Source organism: Bradyrhizobium sp. BR 1433 (assembly GCF_051547665.1).
Classification (GTDB): domain Bacteria; phylum Pseudomonadota; class Alphaproteobacteria; order Rhizobiales; family Xanthobacteraceae; genus Bradyrhizobium; species Bradyrhizobium australafricanum.
This window is the reverse complement of record NZ_JBPUGG010000001.1, coordinates 1,784,399-1,799,887: the sequence shown is the minus strand read 5'-3', so window position 1 is coordinate 1,799,887 and position 15,489 is coordinate 1,784,399. Positions and strand designations below refer to the sequence as shown.

Annotated in this window: 16 protein-coding genes; 8 read left to right on the top strand and 8 right to left on the bottom strand. The window is 62.9% G+C overall.

Going from position 1 to position 15,489, the window contains the following annotated elements; all coding sequences use genetic code 11:
• The first annotated feature begins 5 nt into the window (after positions 1-5).
• From ACSKB9_RS09085 to ACSKB9_RS09075, 3 genes are all read left to right on the top strand, one after another.
• Positions 6-263, top strand: coding sequence for a hypothetical protein (locus ACSKB9_RS09085; protein ID WP_438080634.1), 258 nt, complete (start codon positions 6-8; stop codon positions 261-263).
• 819 nt (positions 264-1,082) lie between these two features.
• Positions 1,083-2,045 carry an alpha/beta fold hydrolase gene (locus ACSKB9_RS09080; protein ID WP_438072651.1) on the top strand — a complete coding sequence of 321 codons (963 nt, stop codon included), beginning with the start codon at positions 1,083-1,085 and terminating at the stop codon, positions 2,043-2,045.
• A gap of 354 nt (positions 2,046-2,399) precedes the next feature.
• Positions 2,400-2,693, top strand: a complete 294-nt coding sequence (locus ACSKB9_RS09075) for an HdeA/HdeB family chaperone (RefSeq protein WP_168854955.1) — start codon at positions 2,400-2,402, stop codon at positions 2,691-2,693.
• 378 nt (positions 2,694-3,071) lie between these two features.
• On the opposite strand, the gene ACSKB9_RS09070 is transcribed toward ACSKB9_RS09075, so the two are convergent.
• Positions 3,072-3,533, bottom strand: coding sequence for a PaaI family thioesterase (locus ACSKB9_RS09070; RefSeq protein ID WP_076828387.1), 462 nt, complete (start codon positions 3,531-3,533; stop codon positions 3,072-3,074).
• A gap of 38 nt (positions 3,534-3,571) precedes the next feature.
• On the bottom strand, positions 3,572-5,047 hold the full coding sequence (locus ACSKB9_RS09065; protein ID WP_438072648.1) for an amidase: 1,476 nt from the start codon (positions 5,045-5,047) through the stop codon (positions 3,572-3,574).
• A 328-nt stretch (positions 5,048-5,375) separates the two neighbouring features.
• Here ACSKB9_RS09065 and ACSKB9_RS09060 point away from each other — a divergent pair, with 328 nt between their 5' ends.
• From ACSKB9_RS09060 to ACSKB9_RS09050, 3 genes are all read left to right on the top strand, one after another.
• A complete protein-coding gene (locus ACSKB9_RS09060; RefSeq protein WP_225647285.1) occupies positions 5,376-5,507 on the top strand; it encodes a peptidylprolyl isomerase in 132 nt (43 codons plus the stop codon).
• A 176-nt stretch (positions 5,508-5,683) separates the two neighbouring features.
• Positions 5,684-5,986 (top strand): hypothetical protein, encoded by a 303-nt coding sequence (locus tag ACSKB9_RS09055; RefSeq protein ID WP_057018365.1) that lies wholly within the window; start codon positions 5,684-5,686, stop codon positions 5,984-5,986.
• Between the two features lie 99 nt (positions 5,987-6,085).
• Positions 6,086-6,316, top strand: coding sequence for a hypothetical protein (locus ACSKB9_RS09050; RefSeq protein ID WP_438072646.1), 231 nt, complete (start codon positions 6,086-6,088; stop codon positions 6,314-6,316).
• Positions 6,317-6,383: 67 nt separating this feature from the next.
• On the opposite strand, the gene ACSKB9_RS09045 is transcribed toward ACSKB9_RS09050, so the two are convergent.
• From ACSKB9_RS09045 to ACSKB9_RS09035, 3 genes are all read right to left on the bottom strand, one after another.
• Positions 6,384-6,587: a hypothetical protein gene (locus ACSKB9_RS09045; RefSeq protein WP_438072645.1), complete on the bottom strand. Its 204-nt coding sequence runs from the start codon at positions 6,585-6,587 to the stop codon at positions 6,384-6,386.
• 1,028 nt (positions 6,588-7,615) lie between these two features.
• Positions 7,616-7,855, bottom strand: a complete 240-nt coding sequence (locus tag ACSKB9_RS09040; protein WP_028337110.1) for a hypothetical protein — start codon at positions 7,853-7,855, stop codon at positions 7,616-7,618.
• A gap of 722 nt (positions 7,856-8,577) precedes the next feature.
• The gene (locus ACSKB9_RS09035; RefSeq protein ID WP_438072643.1) at positions 8,578-8,814 is read right to left on the bottom strand and encodes a hypothetical protein; all 237 of its coding nucleotides are present in this window, start codon (positions 8,812-8,814) and stop codon (positions 8,578-8,580) included.
• A gap of 448 nt (positions 8,815-9,262) precedes the next feature.
• Between ACSKB9_RS09035 and recA the strand changes: the two genes are divergently transcribed.
• Positions 9,263-10,351, top strand: a complete 1,089-nt coding sequence (recA, locus tag ACSKB9_RS09030) for a recombinase RecA (protein WP_438072641.1) — start codon at positions 9,263-9,265, stop codon at positions 10,349-10,351.
• A 337-nt stretch (positions 10,352-10,688) separates the two neighbouring features.
• Entirely contained in the window at positions 10,689-11,567 is an 879-nt protein-coding gene (locus ACSKB9_RS09025) for a hypothetical protein (protein WP_438072639.1), read from the top strand.
• 33 nt (positions 11,568-11,600) lie between these two features.
• Here ACSKB9_RS09025 and ACSKB9_RS09020 read toward each other — a convergent pair whose 3' ends face one another.
• The 3 genes from ACSKB9_RS09020 to gcvH form a co-directional block, all read right to left on the bottom strand.
• A complete protein-coding gene (locus tag ACSKB9_RS09020) occupies positions 11,601-12,032 on the bottom strand; it encodes an acyl-CoA thioesterase (protein WP_092090370.1) in 432 nt (143 codons plus the stop codon).
• 181 nt (positions 12,033-12,213) lie between these two features.
• A complete protein-coding gene (gene gcvP / locus ACSKB9_RS09015; RefSeq protein ID WP_438072637.1) occupies positions 12,214-15,087 on the bottom strand; it encodes an aminomethyl-transferring glycine dehydrogenase in 2,874 nt (957 codons plus the stop codon).
• Between the two features lie 23 nt (positions 15,088-15,110).
• On the bottom strand, positions 15,111-15,476 hold the full coding sequence (gene gcvH, locus ACSKB9_RS09010; RefSeq protein WP_057018368.1) for a glycine cleavage system protein GcvH: 366 nt from the start codon (positions 15,474-15,476) through the stop codon (positions 15,111-15,113).
• Positions 15,477-15,489 lie beyond the last annotated feature (13 nt).

The window sequence follows — 15,489 nt, the reverse complement described above, 5'->3', positions numbered from 1 at the left end:
ATCCGATGACCTATCTCTGGAAGGGCGAGCAGTACGTCGTGATCGGCGCCGGCGGCCATTCCGAGGCCGGCACATCGATCGGCGATAGCGTGGTGGCATTTCGCCTGCCGCGCCAGGGCGAGGGGGCATCGTTGTGGACCCGCCTGATCGATCGGCCCGGCGGGCGGTTCACCGCCAAGGCTGTGGCCGCCGGTCTCGTGCTCGTGGCCCTCGTTGCGCTGTTCTGGCGCGGGCGGCGGAGCCGCCGCTCGCGATCCGCTTAGGTGCTCCCTGCCGCAGTGCGCGCCGCCAAAATATCGAAAACAACCCCATGCAAAGGTGCCGGCAGCTGCCAGCGTTCGAAAAGCAACTTGACACGTCGGGCAACTCAGGGTTACTTTTCTACTATTCCGAAATGGTGCAGGCGTCGCCTCGCTCCGCTAAAGCGCGATGAATTCAGGTTGAATCAGCCTGGCGGCATTCGCTGCATCTCCCCCGCAACCGGCAGGGCAATCGCACATAAAAATCTGTCGGGCAGCGTCCTCGCGGCCATCCTTCGAGACGCCGCTGCGCGGCTCCTCCAGCGACAAAGGCGAAGCCTTTGCGCGGGGATGACGGGTCGTGTGTTGCGGCACAGCAGGAGACCCTCATGGTGAGGAGCGCCGCTTGTGGCGCGTCTCGAACCACGAGGCCGAGGTGCCTCCAAGGGTCATATGCGATTGCCCTACCACAACCAGCGAGGGAGCGCAGGTTGTTCGCGGATGCAGTTGAACCCGGGGCGTGGGCTCATCTGGGATATCGGTTCCGAGATGCGGGCACGCGGCGTTGACCGCGGGGATGTCGCCCTGTGGACCAACTTCGGTCCGGTGTTGGATGCAAGTCCGGACTTCTCACCAACGATCCCCGACCGCCGCATTTGACCCGAAGCCGACCTTGCGCCGATGCTGCCGGAGGCGCGGTGCGGGCTCGAAAATAAATTCGTAGAGCATGTCGTTTTGGCGGTCCGCCGTTCGACTGGGTGTCGGCGGGGCCACTTCGGTTGTGGCTGGAGCTCACAATGTGACTGATTAGCTATCAGATCAATGATCTTGCGGAGGTTGGCAATGACGATCTCGCTTCGATTTATAGAGACAAATGGCATTCGAATGCACCTGGCCGAAGCAGGGAGCGGCCCCACTGTGCTTCTCTGCCATGGCTTTCCGGAGTGCTGGTATTCGTGGCGGCACCAATTGGAAGCGCTCGCTGCCGCCGGATATCGCGCCATCGCGCCCGACATGCGTGGTTACGGGCAGACGGACAAACCGGATGCGATCGATCAATACACTCTATTGCATTTGACCGGAGACATGGTCGGATTGCTCGACGCGATCGGCACGGATCGAGTGGTCGTTGTCGGACATGATTGGGGAGCGCCGGTCGCTTGGCGCTGCGCTCTGTTTAGACCGGATCGATTTAGGGCTGTCGCTGGCTTGAGCGTGCCGTTTCCGGTGCGTGGTCCCGACCGACCAAGCACTGTCATGCCGAGGGCCGAAAAGCAGCGCTTCTATCAACTGTATTTCCAGACGCCGGGCGTTGCCGAGGCAGAACTCGAAAAAGACGTCCACAACGCAATCAAGACGACATTGTTCGCCCTATCTGGCGATGCGCCGGTTGAGGATCCTGCGTCGCTCACGATGCTTCCTAGTGAGGGGGGGTGGCTTGATGGGAAGCCTACAACCCAATCATTGCCGACGTGGCTCACGGACAGTGACATCGAATTTTACGTTGAGGAGTTCAAGCGCACCGGCTTTGGAGGAGGTTTGAATTGGTATCGCAACATTGATCGCAATTGGGAGTTGCTCGCACCATGGTCCGGCGCAAAGGTTCAGGTCCCGGCACTCTATGTCGTTGGCGATCGAGACGGGGTTTACAGATCGCCGAGTTGGAGCCATCTCGTCCCTAGCCTGAAACAGTTCGTGCCCTTGCTTCGCGAGACAATAGTCTTGAAAGGTTGCGGTCATTGGACTCAGCAAGAGCGCGCCAAAGACGTAAGCAATGCGATCCTGGAATTCCTGAAACAGTTATAGATCGCGAACGGGGACTTGCGTAGACGCGGCAAGCAACGCAACGTCGCGTTTTGGCCCTGAGCGGACATTCCCCAAAGCATCGCCGAGGTCTGCTTTGAGAGCGGCACGGATCTCGCTATCCCGCTCGTATACACTGGATTTTCGAGTACACGCCCTGTTCTCATCACGCTCTAGCGCGGCGCCGTCACAAATCAGAAACACGAATTCTCAATCCGTGCAGCGAAGCGATGTGCGGACTGATTTGCGCGATGCCGTGCTTGCGTTCGTCGCGACGCTTCGCTTACGAGGTCGCGAGCGGAGCCGCCGGGCTTCCGGCGACCTGTTCATTTCAGATCATTGCCCATGGAGATTGCGATGAAGATCACTGCCTCGATCATGCTTGCCGCCGCGCTCGCTCTGTCGTCGGCGCCGGCCAGCGCCACCGTCCTCGATCTCTCGACCATGACCTGCAAACAGTTCGTCGAAGGCGGAGACGACACCATCAAAATGGTGCTGGTCTGGATGGACGGCTGGTATAAGGGCGACTCCGACGAGGCGATCATCGACACCGACGTGTTCACCGAGAACGCCAAGAAGTTCGGCACCTATTGCGGAAAGAATCCGACCATCAGCATCGTCAACGCGGCGGAGGCCGTGCTCGGCAAGTAAATCTTGCAGCGTGATTAGCCTGAACCCTCATGGTGAGGAGCGCGGAACGCGTGTCTCTGTACGATGCTTCGCATCGCCAGGCGAACCGTGAGGCCGGGCTGGTAACCTCGTCCTTCGAGACGCCTGCTGCGCAAGCTCCTCAGGATGACGGGATTGAAGGCGGGACAACATGTCCGACGTCGTCCCTGCGAAAGCAGGGACCCATAACCACAGGGTTTAATTGTTGCGGAAGGCTGTGGCCGCAGCCCTGCGCAACAATGGTCTTCGGTGGTTATGGGTCCCGGCTTTCGCCGGGACGACACTGAATGTTTGGTGCCGCTCCTCCGCCATACATTCACATCCTTCAGGATGAGATAGACCGGCCATGATGCGAGAGGCCTATCCCGGCAGCATCGCGAACGCGCTCGACACCATCGCCACCGGCTTGTTGTCGGTGGCAGAAGATAGCGTGACGCGACCGAAGCTCATGGTGCGGCCGAGCCGGACCACGCGAGCGTCGGCCAGCACGTCGGACGCCGTCACCGCGCGCATGAAATGCGTGGTCTGGTCGACCGTCGTCATCGGCCGGTAGCCCTTGTTGGCCGCGAGGTTGGCGAGCACCATCGCGGTGTCGGCGAACGCCATCAGCGCCTGGCCGCAGACGATGCCGCCATTGCGGCACAACCGCTCGGAAAACGGCATGCGCAGGATGGCGCCGGGCTGCCAGTCGGCATCGCCGGCAGGCGGCGTGATGTCGAACTGCTCGATCGACAGATTGAGGTCCTGCACCCATGGCGCAAAGACGTCGCCGAGCACGCGTTTCGCGTCGTCGATCCCGAATTCCCCGGCTTGCTGCTGCATGACGTCCCGCTCCCTCTGTTGATGCTATCTATCTTGTTCTAGTTGCGCGTGACATGCACGGCCGGCGTGTTGCCCGCATTCCACTTGCCGTCGATCGCCCGTTCGATCTGGGCGGCGAGCTGCAGCAACAGCCCGTCACTCGCTTGCTTTCCGATCGCCTGAATGCCGAGCGGCAGGCCGTGCTCGTTGGTCGCGAGCGGCAGCGAGATCGCGGGGATGCCGCAGAGATTGGCGAGCGGCGTGAAGGCGAAGTTGCGCCAGAGATTGCCGAACCAGTCCAGCACCGACGGATTGTCGCTGATGGTGAGATATTCCGTGGTGCCGACCTTCGGCGTCGGCAGTGCCGTGATCGGCGTCAGGATGATGTCCCAGTCCTCGAAGAAGGCGCCGAAGCCGCGCGAGGTGGTGTTGAAGACGGCCTGCATGCGTGCGCGATCGGCGAAGCTGAAGTCGCGGCCATGCTCCCAGATGCGGATGTTGATCGGCTCGATCAGCTCCGCCGGCGGCCGCTCCAGCCCGCGCGCGGCGAGCATGTTGCCGATCACGACGGCGAAATTGCTGATGTAGCAGGTGGTCTGCGCCGCGAAGGCTTCCCGATAGTCGATCGCCGGCAGTGCATAATCGACCTGATGGCCGAGGCCTTCGAGGAAACGTCCGACCCGCTCGAGCTCGGCTGTGATGTGCGGCGTGGCGCGATAGTCGCCCCATGTGTGCGACAGCGCGATTCTGAGCCGGCCGGGATCGCGCGCGATCATTGCGGCATATGGCTCGGGCGAGGTCCAGAACGGCATGAACTCGCCGGGCGCAGGTCCCCGGCAGGCATCGATGAAAACAGCGGTGTCGCGCACCGTGCGCGACTGGCAGCCCTGGATCGAGACCAGCCCGGTGAGATCGGACAGATGCGGCGCGAGCGAGAACACGCCGCGCGAGACTTTCAGCCCGATATTGCCGTTGACCCCGGCGGGAATGCGGATCGAGCCGCCGCCGTCGGTCGCATGCGCGATCGGCACCGCACCGGCGGCGACCATCGCCGCGCTGCCTGCCGACGAGCCGCAGGTGGTGTAGTCGGTGTTCCAGGGATTGCGCGTGACATAGACCGCGGGATTTTCCGCCGAGCTGCAGACCCCGAACTCCGGCGTCGTGGTGCGGCCGATCAAATTGAGGCCGGCCTTGCGCATCTTCGCCGTCAGGAAGGTGTCCGCCGCGGCGCGATTGCCGCGCATCATCAGCGAGCCCATCTCCTGCAGCCGCCCCTTCAAGGTCGGGCCGAGGTCCTTCATCAGGAAGGGCAGGCCGGCGAACGGGCCGTCGAGGTCGGCACCGTCGCGCGCCGGATCGGCGATCACATCGTCGAACAGCTCGACGACGCCGGAGAGCGCGGGATCGACCTTGGCGACGGCGCTGGCTGCCTGCGACGCCAGCTCACGGGGCGTCAGCTCGCAGGACCTGACGCGCTCCGCGAGCGCCGTCCCGTCGTGCTGCGTCCACTCGTCCCAGCTCATCGCCAAAGTCATTTGATCGATTCCTTTTCTGCTTTGTTGCGCACTGTAATTTGCGCGGCCGTCCGGTCAAACCAGTGCGCGCCGGCAGCCCGTCCGACGCGCGCTTGCGCTCCGACGCGCACTGCGCTGCGCTCCGACGCGCACTGCGCTGCGCTCCGACGCGCACTGCGCTGCGCTCCGACGCGCACTGCGCTGCGCTCCGACGCGCACTGCGCTGCGCTCCGACGCGCACTGCGCTGCGCTCCGACGCGCACTGCGCTGCGCTGCAAGTGCCGTGCCCGGCTTGAAAATGCCCCAGTTTCGGCGCCCAATCGCCCCCTCGCGAGTGGTGGGGGCGTGCATGTTCCGCAGGTTGGTGTTGCTGGGCGGCGTGGTTGTGATCGGGCTTGCGCTCAGCGGTTGCACGCGCTGCGGTCCGATCTGGGACGACTGGATGCAGTCGCCGAAATCCTGCAAGTCAGACCATCTCTAAGGGCATGATCCGGAAAAGTGGAAACCGGTTTTCCGAAAAAGATCATGCTCAAACAAAGAGATGAGAACATGATGCGATTCCGCGGAAACGCATCATGTTCGGGGCCGGGGCAGGCGCGCTTGGCGACGGCTTTGTTGCGGTGATATACCGCCGACGAAAATGCAGGGAGTGTTCTCATGAGAGTTTTGAGCGCAGTTGCGGTTGCGGTGCTGCTGTCGGCGCCGGCCTATGCGCAGATGCCGAACGTCAACCTGATGCCTGAGGTCAAGACCAAGACCCAGGATGAGAAGGAGCAGGACGCGGTCAGGGACAAGGCCTACAAGGATTCGCTCAGCAAGATTCCCGATGCCAAGGGATCGTCCGATCCTTGGGGCGTCGTGCGCAGCGATCCGCCGAAGGCGGCCGCCCATCCCGCCAAGCCGAAGACCAAGACCGGAAGCTCCGCGCAGCCCGGAAGCGCCGCGCCGCGTAGCCAGTAACGCCCGTTCGGGGCGACCTCGTCCGCCTCCCTCCGACTCGGATTCTCCCGCCGCCACCCCTATATTGGGGGTGTCGTCAATTGGTCCGGAGTTGCGGCAATGGTGTCTCGTCCGCGCGATCTCGCCAGCCGGATGGCCGAGCGGCGAAAGCCGGACGACGGCTATCTGCGCGAGACCTTCAGCCTGCCACGCGATCAGGCCCGCGTGAGGGCGCGTGACTTTCTCAAGCGCTACCCGAAGGCGGCCTATATGAGCGCCATCGAGAGCTGGCGCGAGCTCCCCGGCGGCGACATCGAGTTCACGATGCGGCGGCTGGCAAGCGCGGACTGAAGCGTTTTCGAGCGAAGTGCGCGGGCCAGCGCGTCAGGGCCCCGCAGCGTGCGCGACGGACTGTGCCTCAGTCCCCATTGCTGCCGCGGGTCCGTTCCCGCCCCAGATTGTTCAGCTCGCGATCGATCCGCAGCTGCACGCGGCGGATTGCCAGAAGATCGAGCTTTGCTTCGGTTTTGCCCGTGAAGACGCGATCGCCGATCTGGAAGCGCCATTTCCAGACGCCGGCCGTCAGCTGAGTGACGCTGAACTCGATGCCCCTGTGGATCATCTGTACGGTTCCGCGAATGAAGGGCGGTCGTCGGTATTTAAACCATTAGTTGTAGTAATGATCAGCACCCGTAAAAAGATCGTGTGAAAGGCCGCGCCCGTTCGAGCCGTCGTTGTGGATTCCGGAAGGGGTTTCGTCCGCCGGCAGCGTCGCCAGGGAATCGTCGCCAGCTGTATTGCCTGCCCGGCGACGCGCAATTCGCGTTGGTTGAGCAGGCCAATGTTACGAACACTGGCGGAACCCGAGTCTTCCGTCGAACGCTACGGAGTTTTTCCAGGGCTCAGGAGGGGTACGAAGGTAGTATGCAGATTGTGCCAGCCGTTATCGGACGCCGTCGCGCCTGTCAGGTTAACTTGTTGATTATCAGGGGAACTTCGGGCGCAAGGCGCGTCGCATGGCCGGAACTTTGTTCTTGGCCGGAGAACTACGGAATTTTAAACGGCCCCAACAGGGGGCCGCCAACCCGTCCCGGAGGCGGGTTTTCCTCCAGCAGTCGGGGGGCTACCTGTCTGGCTGGGGGCCCCCAAATAAGGGCACTGCCGGGTCAATTGTTCCAGTAAACATTCCGCGAGAACAGATCGCGACCCGCAGGAAATTATGGGGCCAGAACATCTGAGGGCCTTCTCAGTAGTCCTACCGAGAACATCGGCTAACCCTTGGTTACGACGGGGTTAAACCCAAGCCGGGCCACTCGAAAAATCAAAGCAGGCCATTGTGGATGGAAACAGGCCGGCACCGGTCTGTTGGTGCTGTCCTAGTTAGGACACTCGCTTGGGGAAATCAGGACACTCATTCACTTATGCAAATGCCCTTCCGCGCCATGGAGGTTCTAGCTTGAGGTGGGGGTGTCCAGAATCTTTCCCTACCCCACGGGCGCTCCTCGGCCTCAGCCTCCCTGTCGGGTGCTGGGGCCGTTTGTTTATGTAGAATCCAGTTCGGCTGGGGCCGCAACACTCGGAGGGTCCCTGCCCAGTAGCGGCGCGGTGAGGCGGCCTCAGCGTTCGTTCCAACGCGCTGGGGCCGTTTCTTCAGGACACCTGATGCCGGCGCACTTCTCCGGCCGCCATGTTGAGAATTGGGATGTGATCGGCGGCCAGCTGTCGCTGAATGAGGCTAACAGCCCATCCCTCCGGGATTGCATCCAGCACTCGGTCAACGGCTTCTTCGCGCGAGGTCGCGGCGAGCCAGATTTGGACCTCGCCGTCATCGGTCGTCACCCGGACTAGATGAACCTCGGTCGCCTGTTGCATGAGCAATAAAAGCGGCATCGAGGGAATCGTTTCAAAAATCTTCGCTTAAGTTAAGCCTGGAACCGCAATTAGGGCGCTATCGCTGACATGCCTACTTTAATGCGGACACGAAGACCGTGGCGCAAGCTCTCTGTATGTTCAGGCTCAGTCACCACGACGGCGTCGAGTACGGCTTCATGGCGTTGGCGGCGATATCGTTCGTAGCGCTCATCGTAGGTATAGGCGCCCTGTTTATGTGATGAGCCTGTCATCTCATGGATGATCCAACCGCCTTGGCCTCAGCGTGTACCCCCTCGCTGGGGCCGTTCTTTGGGCCAAGAAAAATCCCGGCTCGCCGGGCTTCATAGTTCAAGCTGACCTGCGAGATAGCGCCGCTTCTCGACTGCCGCGATGTCGAGAGCCTTTCAGCACCTCATTCACGCGACCGGGATTCACGTCATATGTCGCAGCGATTCGACGGGAAGGGCCTGTAATGAAAGAGGCCGCCAAGTGAGGCGGCCTCTTTCTCACATGAATATTGCAATCGCAGCGATAGCAATGGGGCACAGCCCCAGCACCACAGTGCTCGCCCTAAAAAGTAGGTCATTGGTCATGACACAACCCCTGCGTGGGTTGAAATCTAACTCCGGATGACCACCAAACCAAAGTGCAGTTTGTGCCATGCTAGGAAATTAATCGTGCGCTAGATGAGATAATCGTGCGCTAAATGAGAATAGGCCGCCAACTGAGGTGAGGCGGCCTTACTCTGCCAGTTCGCTGCGGATGCGGTCCCGGTGCTGAACGTGCAGAACCTGGCACGAGTAGAAGTTATCCAGAAGCTTCTTCGCCTCCGTTAGGTCATGGCCATGACTGGCGAGGCCTTCAATCAGTTCCTCTTGCTCGGCAATGTGTCGTTCGCCTTGGGCAATATGCCGCTCGGCTTGCTCCAGATGGCGAAGCTGCATCTCGCGGTGCGCTATTGTGGAATGGTTCGGCATGGCCGCGCTCCCTTCCTATGCAGGCGGGAGCGCTCTCGGTCTCTCAGCCACCGACGCCTACGGGCAAAGCCTTGGCCGGTGAAAGCCTTGGCCGGTGATGGTAATATCGTATCACGTTCCATTGCTCCCGGTTCGTTCTCCCAAGATTAAATTCCCTGATCGCGGTCAAAGGCGGGACGGGGATAGAACATCTGGTGGGGTGCCTCGGTAGTCCTACTGAGAACATCGGCCAAGCTACGGTTTCCGTTCGCTTAATCGGAATTAGGACACTCTCAAAATCAAATGAGGACACGGGGGCTTAAATACGGCCAGCACTTGGTCTGCTCGAAAGAACATATTGCGAACTTAGAACAAACATGGTACGAGGTTCCAATCAGCAACGCATTCCACCCGATCTCATCGCCCGTTTTCCCGCTAGCGAATCCCCGCCATAAGGAGCACATCCCAAATGTCCGCCACCGCACTGCGTATCGTCGAAGGATCCTCCATGGACAAGTCCAAGGCCCTCTCAGCCGCGCTCTCCCAGATCGAGCGCCAGTTCGGCAAGGGCTCGGTGATGAAGCTCGGCAAGAACGACCGTTCGATGGATGTCGAGACGGTGTCGTCGGGGTCGCTCGGGCTCGATATCGCGCTCGGAGTCGGCGGTCTGCCGAAGGGGCGCGTCGTCGAAATCTACGGGCCGGAATCGTCGGGCAAGACCACGCTGGCGCTGCACACCGTGGCGGAAGGCCAGAAGAAGGGTGGCATCTGCGCCTTCATCGACGCTGAACATGCGCTCGACCCGGTCTATGCGCGCAAGCTCGGCGTCAATATCGACGAGCTCTTGATCTCGCAGCCGGACACCGGCGAGCAGGCGCTGGAGATTTGCGACACGCTGGTGCGCTCCGGCGCGGTCGACGTGCTGGTGGTCGATTCGGTTGCGGCGCTGGTGCCGAAGGCCGAGCTCGAGGGCGAGATGGGCGATGCGCTACCGGGTCTGCAGGCCCGCCTGATGAGCCAGGCGCTGCGCAAGCTCACCGCCTCGATCAACAAGTCGAACACGATGGTGATCTTCATCAACCAGATCCGCATGAAGATCGGTGTGATGTACGGTTCGCCGGAGACCACCACCGGCGGCAACGCGCTGAAATTCTACGCCTCGGTCCGCCTCGACATCCGCCGCATCGGCGCGATCAAGGAGCGCGACGAGGTGGTCGGCAACACCACCCGCGTCAAGGTGGTGAAGAACAAGCTGGCGCCGCCCTTCAAGCAGGTCGAGTTCGACATCATGTATGGCGAGGGCGTTTCCAAGATGGGCGAGATCCTCGACCTCGGCGTCAAGGCCGGCATCGTCGAGAAGTCCGGCGCCTGGTTCTCCTATGACAGCCAGCGGCTCGGCCAGGGTCGCGAGAATTCCAAGGCATTCCTGAAGTCGAATCCCGACATCACCGCCAAGATCGAAGCCGCGATCCGGCAGAACTCCGGCCTGATCTCCGAGCAGATCCTCGCCGGCACACCCGAACGCGACGCCGAGGGCGAGGAGCCGACGGAGGAGTAAGTCTCCGGCATGATCCGGAAAAGTGCGAAGCGGTTTTCCCTCGCGACAAACGCGGAACGCGTTTGCGCGGAGATCATGCTCAAACGAACACATGACTTCGCTGCAAGCGGGCGCTGAGGACGTTGAGTTGCCGACGTCTTCGGCGCCCGTTTGGTTTTGTGTGTCTTTTGTAAAGCAGTTGATCCTCAGCTTGCGGTGCTGATGCCATCCCGCGTAGCCGGAGAGCATCGTTACAAGTCTGATCCTGGCGACAAGTGAACTCGCGAGCTATCGCCTGAGGCAGGCGGGAAGGGCGGACATCGTCGTCGGGTTGAGGCCGCGCTTCGTTTGGGGGAAAATGCCCTCGTCGGATGACCTCACGACCCTGCTGGAACCGCGTTCCGCAAAGCACGTCGATTTCGACACGCACTGGCTCGACTTCGCCAGTTCAAGATGGACCGGCTCGATCGGCAGGGACATCGGTCTTGTCGAACTGTGTGAGCGTTGCGACAGCGTAGAGCTATGGGCTGATCCCCAGCCGAATGACCAGTTGGTGCTGGCCTGGTTGCTCGACGTGCTCCGCCCGCACCGCCACATCGTAGCGAAGCTCAAGCTGGTCCAGAACGATGTCGAGATCGGCAGGTACCGAGGCGAGAGCTTGGCGAAATGGCGATTGCCTGCACTTGCGGTGACCGATGATCGGCTGGAATTGGCCGGTCGCGCCTGGACTGCCTATCGCGCTCCGACGCCCGAGCCCTGTTTCGACCTTCTCATGCAGGATCTGTCGGCCATCCCGCAGCTCCGCGCGGCGCTGATTGCGTTGCTCGAGGAGCTACCCGGGCAAGACACCGGCCTCGGCGCGTCCGAACTGCGGATGCTGGATCTCGTTGCCGACGGCGAGACAAGCCCACAGGTCCGTTCAAGCGAGCTGAACAGGGAACGCGGCGTGTTCGATTTTCAGGAAGCGGAGCTGATCCTGGACCGGCTCGCCTATTGTCCATCACCGGTCCTGACCGGATTCCCCGCGGAGATCGAAGCGCCCGACGATCTGAAGGCCCGAAACAACCGACTCCTGCACAGTCGGCTGTCGCTCACCGATTTCGGCCAGGAAGTGTCGGATCGCGAGCTCGACTTCAGCCAATACAACACGATCCATCGCTGGTGGGGCGGCACCGAACTGACCAATGAGCGCCTGTGGCGCTGGGACGCCGAGAGCCGGGCCTTGGTTGCCCCGTAAGCCTGATCCGCACAACCTGTGTGCGCAATCAGCCTATGCCAGCGTCTTCTCCCGGCTTGCGATCAGTGCCCGCAAATCCTCGGTCACCGCGACCGACTGATGGGTCTTCTGATCGGTCGCGACCCAGATGATCTCGCCGGTGGCGCGCAAATCATCGGAGCCTTTGGCGAAGATCGCGAGCGCAAGATTGATCGAGGAGCGGCCGATCCGCGCGACGCGGACGCAGACCTCGATGTCCTCGTCGAACCGGATCGGCGCCTTGTACTCGACGACCGATTTCACGGTGTGGAAGTCGATGCCGGTCCGCGCCACCTCGCCGAGATAGTCGTAGCCGAGCGCGCGGAAATATTCGGTGATCGCGGTGTCGAAATAGGTGAGGTAGTGGGCGTTGAACACCACGGCCTGCGCGTCGACCTCCGAATAGCGGACGCGAAACGGGAAATGGAACCAGAATTCCTCGCGCATGTTTCCTCCTGCCGCGGGCGGCCCTCGCTATCGTTCGTCCCGCGGTTAGCAGGGACGTTACGATCGCTGGACCGTAGGATGGGTAGAGCGCAGCGAAACCCATCGTTCACGGAGCGTGATCAGCAGTGATGGGTTTCGCTGCGCTCTACCCATCCTACAACAATGGCTACGAGAAGGGCGCTTACTCAGCCGCCTGCGCGTAATCCTCGACCGGCGGGCACGAGCACACCAGGTTGCGGTCGCCGTAGACGTTGTCGACGCGGCCGACCGGGCTCCAGTATTTGTCGGACCGTGACACGCCGTCCGGGAAGCAGCCTTCGGCGCGGGTGTAGGCCCTGTTCCAGGCATCGTCGGCGATGTCGTGCACGGTATGCGGCGCGTGGCGCAGCGGCGAGGCCTCGACCTTCCAGCGGCCCTTCTCGATCTCGGCGATCTCGCCCCGGATCGCGATCATGGCGTCGCAGAAGCGGTCGATCTCGAACTTCGATTCCGATTCCGTCGGTTCGATCATCAGCGTGCCCGCCACCGGGAAGCTCATGGTCGGCGCGTGGAAGCCGTAATCGATCAGGCGTTTTGCGATGTCGTCGACGGTGACGCCGCTGGTCGTCTTCAGCGCCCGCGGATCGACGATGCACTCATGCGCAACGCGGCCGCGCTCGTTGCGGTACAGCACCGGGAAGTGCGGCTGCAGCCGCGCGGCGATGTAGTTGGCATTGAGGATCGCGATCTCGGTCGCCCGCGTCAGACCTTCGCCGCCCATCATCAGGATGTAGATGTAGGAGATGGTCAGGATCGACGCCGAGCCGAACGGTGCGGCCGACACCGCGCCGATCGCATGCGCCGTCGCTCCATCGGTCGCGGGATGGCCCGGCAGATAGGGCGCAAGATGCGCCTTCACGCCGATCGGGCCCATGCCGGGGCCGCCGCCGCCATGCGGAATGCAGAAGGTCTTGTGCAAATTGAGATGGCTGACATCGGCGCCGTAATCGCCGGGCCGCGACAGTCCGACCTGCGCGTTCATGTTGGCGCCGTCGAGATAGACCTGTCCGCCATGCGCATGCACGATGTCGCAGATCTCGCGGATATGCTCCTCGAACACGCCGTGGGTCGACGGATAGGTGATCATGACCGCGGCAAGGTTGGCGGAGTGCTTCTCCGCCTTGGCGCGGAGATCATTGACGTCGACGTCGCCGCGCGCATCGCACGCGACGACCACGACCTCCATGCCGACCATCGCGGCCGACGCCGGATTGGTGCCGTGCGCGGAGGAGGGGATCAGGCACACCTTGCGGTGCGGCTCGCCGCGCGCGAGGTGATAGCCGCGGATCGCCAGCAGCCCGGCATATTCGCCCTGCGCGCCGGAATTCGGCTGCAGCGAGACCGCGTCATAGCCGGTGATGTCGCACAGCCATTGCTCCAGCCGCTTGAACAGCGCGTGATAGCCCTTGGCCTGATCCGCGGGCGCGAACGGATGCAGATTGCCGAACGCCGGCCAGGTCAGCGGGATCATCTCGGTGGTGGCGTTGAGCTTCATCGTGCAGGAGCCGAGCGGGATCATCGCGCGGTCGAGCGCGAGGTCACGATCGCTGAGCTTGCGCATGTAGCGCAGCAGCTCGGTCTCGGAACGATGCGTATTGAACACCGGATGGCTGAGGAAGGCGCTGGTGCGCCGCAGCTCCTTCGGCAGCGCCTCGTGCGCGCCGGCCTCGATCTCGGCATAGCTGAGCTTGCCGCCGAACACGCGCCACACCGCCTCGACCGTCTCCGGCGTCGAGGTCTCGTCGAGCGCGATGCCGAGCGTGGTCGCGCCGATCCGCAGATTGATCCGCTCGGCCTGCGCGCGGGTGACGAGCTCGATCTGCTTGCTACCTGCCTCGACGGTCACGGTATCGAAGAACGCTTCGCTGGTCGGCGCAAAGCCGAGCTTGCGCAGGCCGGCGGCGAGCACGGTGGCGCGACGATGCACGCTGCGTGCGATATGGGTCAGGCCCTCGGGACCGTGATAGACCGCATACATCGAGGCGATCACGGCGAGCAGCACCTGCGCGGTGCAGATGTTGGAGGTCGCCTTCTCACGGCGGATGTGCTGCTCGCGGGTCTGCAGCGCGAGGCGATAGGCGGGCTGGCCACGCGAATCCACCGAGAGGCCGACGATGCGGCCGGGCAGCGAGCGCTTCAGCGTGTCGCGCACCGCCATATAGGCGGCGTGCGGTCCGCCATACCCCATCGGCACGCCGAACCGCTGCGCCGAACCGATCGCGATGTCGGCGCCGAGTTCGCCGGGCGAGGCGAGCAGCGTCAGCGACAGCAGGTCCGCCGCGACGATCGCAAGCGCGCCCTTGGCGCGCAGCGACGCGATGGCAGGCTTGAGGTCGCGTACTGCGCCCGACGTTCCCGGATATTGCAGCAGCGCGCCGAGCACGTCGGCGCTGTCGAGCTCGGTCAGGGGATCGCCGACCACCAGCGCCCAGCCCAGCGGCGCGGCGCGCGTGCGCATCACCGCCAGCGTCTGCGGATGCACCTCCTTGTCGACGAAGAACACCTTCGCCTTGACCTGCGAGTGGCGCTCGGCGAGCGCCATCGCTTCCGCCGCGGCGGTCGCCTCGTCGAGCAGCGAGGCGTTGGCGACGTCGAGCCCGGTGAGATCGCAGATCATGGTCTGGAAGTTGAACAGGGCCTCGAGCCGGCCCTGGCTGATCTCCGGCTGGTACGGCGTATAGGCGGTGTACCAGGCCGGGTTCTCCAGAATGTTGCGCTGGATCACCGCGGGCAGGATGGTGCCGGAATAGCCCTGGCCGATCAGCGAAGTGAACACCTGGTTCTGCGCGGCGAGCTCGCTCATATGCGCGAGCGCCTCGGTCTCGCTCAGCGCCCGGCCGAGATCGAGCGGCGCCTTCTGGCGGATCGACGCCGGCAGCGTCTCATTCATCAGCGCCTGCAGGCTCGCGGCGCCGACCGTCTCCAGCATCGCGTTGACGTCGCGCGGCGACGGTCCGATGTGGCGGCGGACGAAATCGGTGGCGGCTTCGTTGATCGGCTTGAAGGGCGCGTTCATGACGTGATCCTCGGGGTGATCCTTTAGGCGGTGTGCGCGGCGTAGGCGGCCTCGTCCATCAGGCCGCCGAGCTCGCCCTTGTCGGCAATCTTCAGCTTGAAGAACCAGGCCTTGCCCCCGGCATCCGAATTGACCAGCGCGGGCTCGGCGGCGAGCGCGTCGTTGACCTCGACCACCTCACCGCTGATCGGTGCGTAAACGTCGGAAGCGGCCTTGACGGATTCGACGACAGCGGCGGCCTCGGCCTTCTTCAGGCTGCGGCCGACCTTGGGCAGTTCGACGAACACGACGTCGCCGAGTTGCGACTGCGCATAGTCGGTGATCCCGATCGTGGCGACGTCGCCCTCGATGCGGAGCCATTCGTGGTCAGACGTGTACAGCGTCGTCATGGGGATCGATCCT

What these genes read in the sequence shown, in the direction of transcription:
- ACSKB9_RS09065 (WP_438072648.1), bottom strand. Translation starts at nt 5,047, where the DNA reads ATGACTTTGGCGATGAGCTGGGACGAGTGGACGCAGCACGACGGGACG.
- ACSKB9_RS09050 (WP_438072646.1), top strand. Translation starts at nt 6,086, where the DNA reads ATGGTGTCTCGTCCGCGCGATCTCGCCAGCCGGATGGCCGAGCGGCGA.
- gcvP (WP_438072637.1), bottom strand. Translation starts at nt 15,087, where the DNA reads ATGAACGCGCCCTTCAAGCCGATCAACGAAGCCGCCACCGATTTCGTC.
- ACSKB9_RS09070 (WP_076828387.1), bottom strand. Translation starts at nt 3,533, where the DNA reads ATGCAGCAGCAAGCCGGGGAATTCGGGATCGACGACGCGAAACGCGTG.
- ACSKB9_RS09085 (WP_438080634.1), top strand. Translation starts at nt 6, where the DNA reads ATGACCTATCTCTGGAAGGGCGAGCAGTACGTCGTGATCGGCGCCGGC.
- gcvH (WP_057018368.1), bottom strand. Translation starts at nt 15,476, where the DNA reads ATGACGACGCTGTACACGTCTGACCACGAATGGCTCCGCATCGAGGGC.
- ACSKB9_RS09035 (WP_438072643.1), bottom strand. Translation starts at nt 8,814, where the DNA reads ATGCCGAACCATTCCACAATAGCGCACCGCGAGATGCAGCTTCGCCAT.
- ACSKB9_RS09060 (WP_225647285.1), top strand. Translation starts at nt 5,376, where the DNA reads ATGTTCCGCAGGTTGGTGTTGCTGGGCGGCGTGGTTGTGATCGGGCTT.
- ACSKB9_RS09080 (WP_438072651.1), top strand. Translation starts at nt 1,083, where the DNA reads ATGACGATCTCGCTTCGATTTATAGAGACAAATGGCATTCGAATGCAC.
- ACSKB9_RS09025 (WP_438072639.1), top strand. Translation starts at nt 10,689, where the DNA reads ATGCCCTCGTCGGATGACCTCACGACCCTGCTGGAACCGCGTTCCGCA.
- ACSKB9_RS09020 (WP_092090370.1), bottom strand. Translation starts at nt 12,032, where the DNA reads ATGCGCGAGGAATTCTGGTTCCATTTCCCGTTTCGCGTCCGCTATTCG.
- recA (WP_438072641.1), top strand. Translation starts at nt 9,263, where the DNA reads ATGTCCGCCACCGCACTGCGTATCGTCGAAGGATCCTCCATGGACAAG.
- ACSKB9_RS09040 (WP_028337110.1), bottom strand. Translation starts at nt 7,855, where the DNA reads ATGCCGCTTTTATTGCTCATGCAACAGGCGACCGAGGTTCATCTAGTC.
- ACSKB9_RS09075 (WP_168854955.1), top strand. Translation starts at nt 2,400, where the DNA reads ATGAAGATCACTGCCTCGATCATGCTTGCCGCCGCGCTCGCTCTGTCG.
- ACSKB9_RS09045 (WP_438072645.1), bottom strand. Translation starts at nt 6,587, where the DNA reads ATGATCCACAGGGGCATCGAGTTCAGCGTCACTCAGCTGACGGCCGGC.
- ACSKB9_RS09055 (WP_057018365.1), top strand. Translation starts at nt 5,684, where the DNA reads ATGAGAGTTTTGAGCGCAGTTGCGGTTGCGGTGCTGCTGTCGGCGCCG.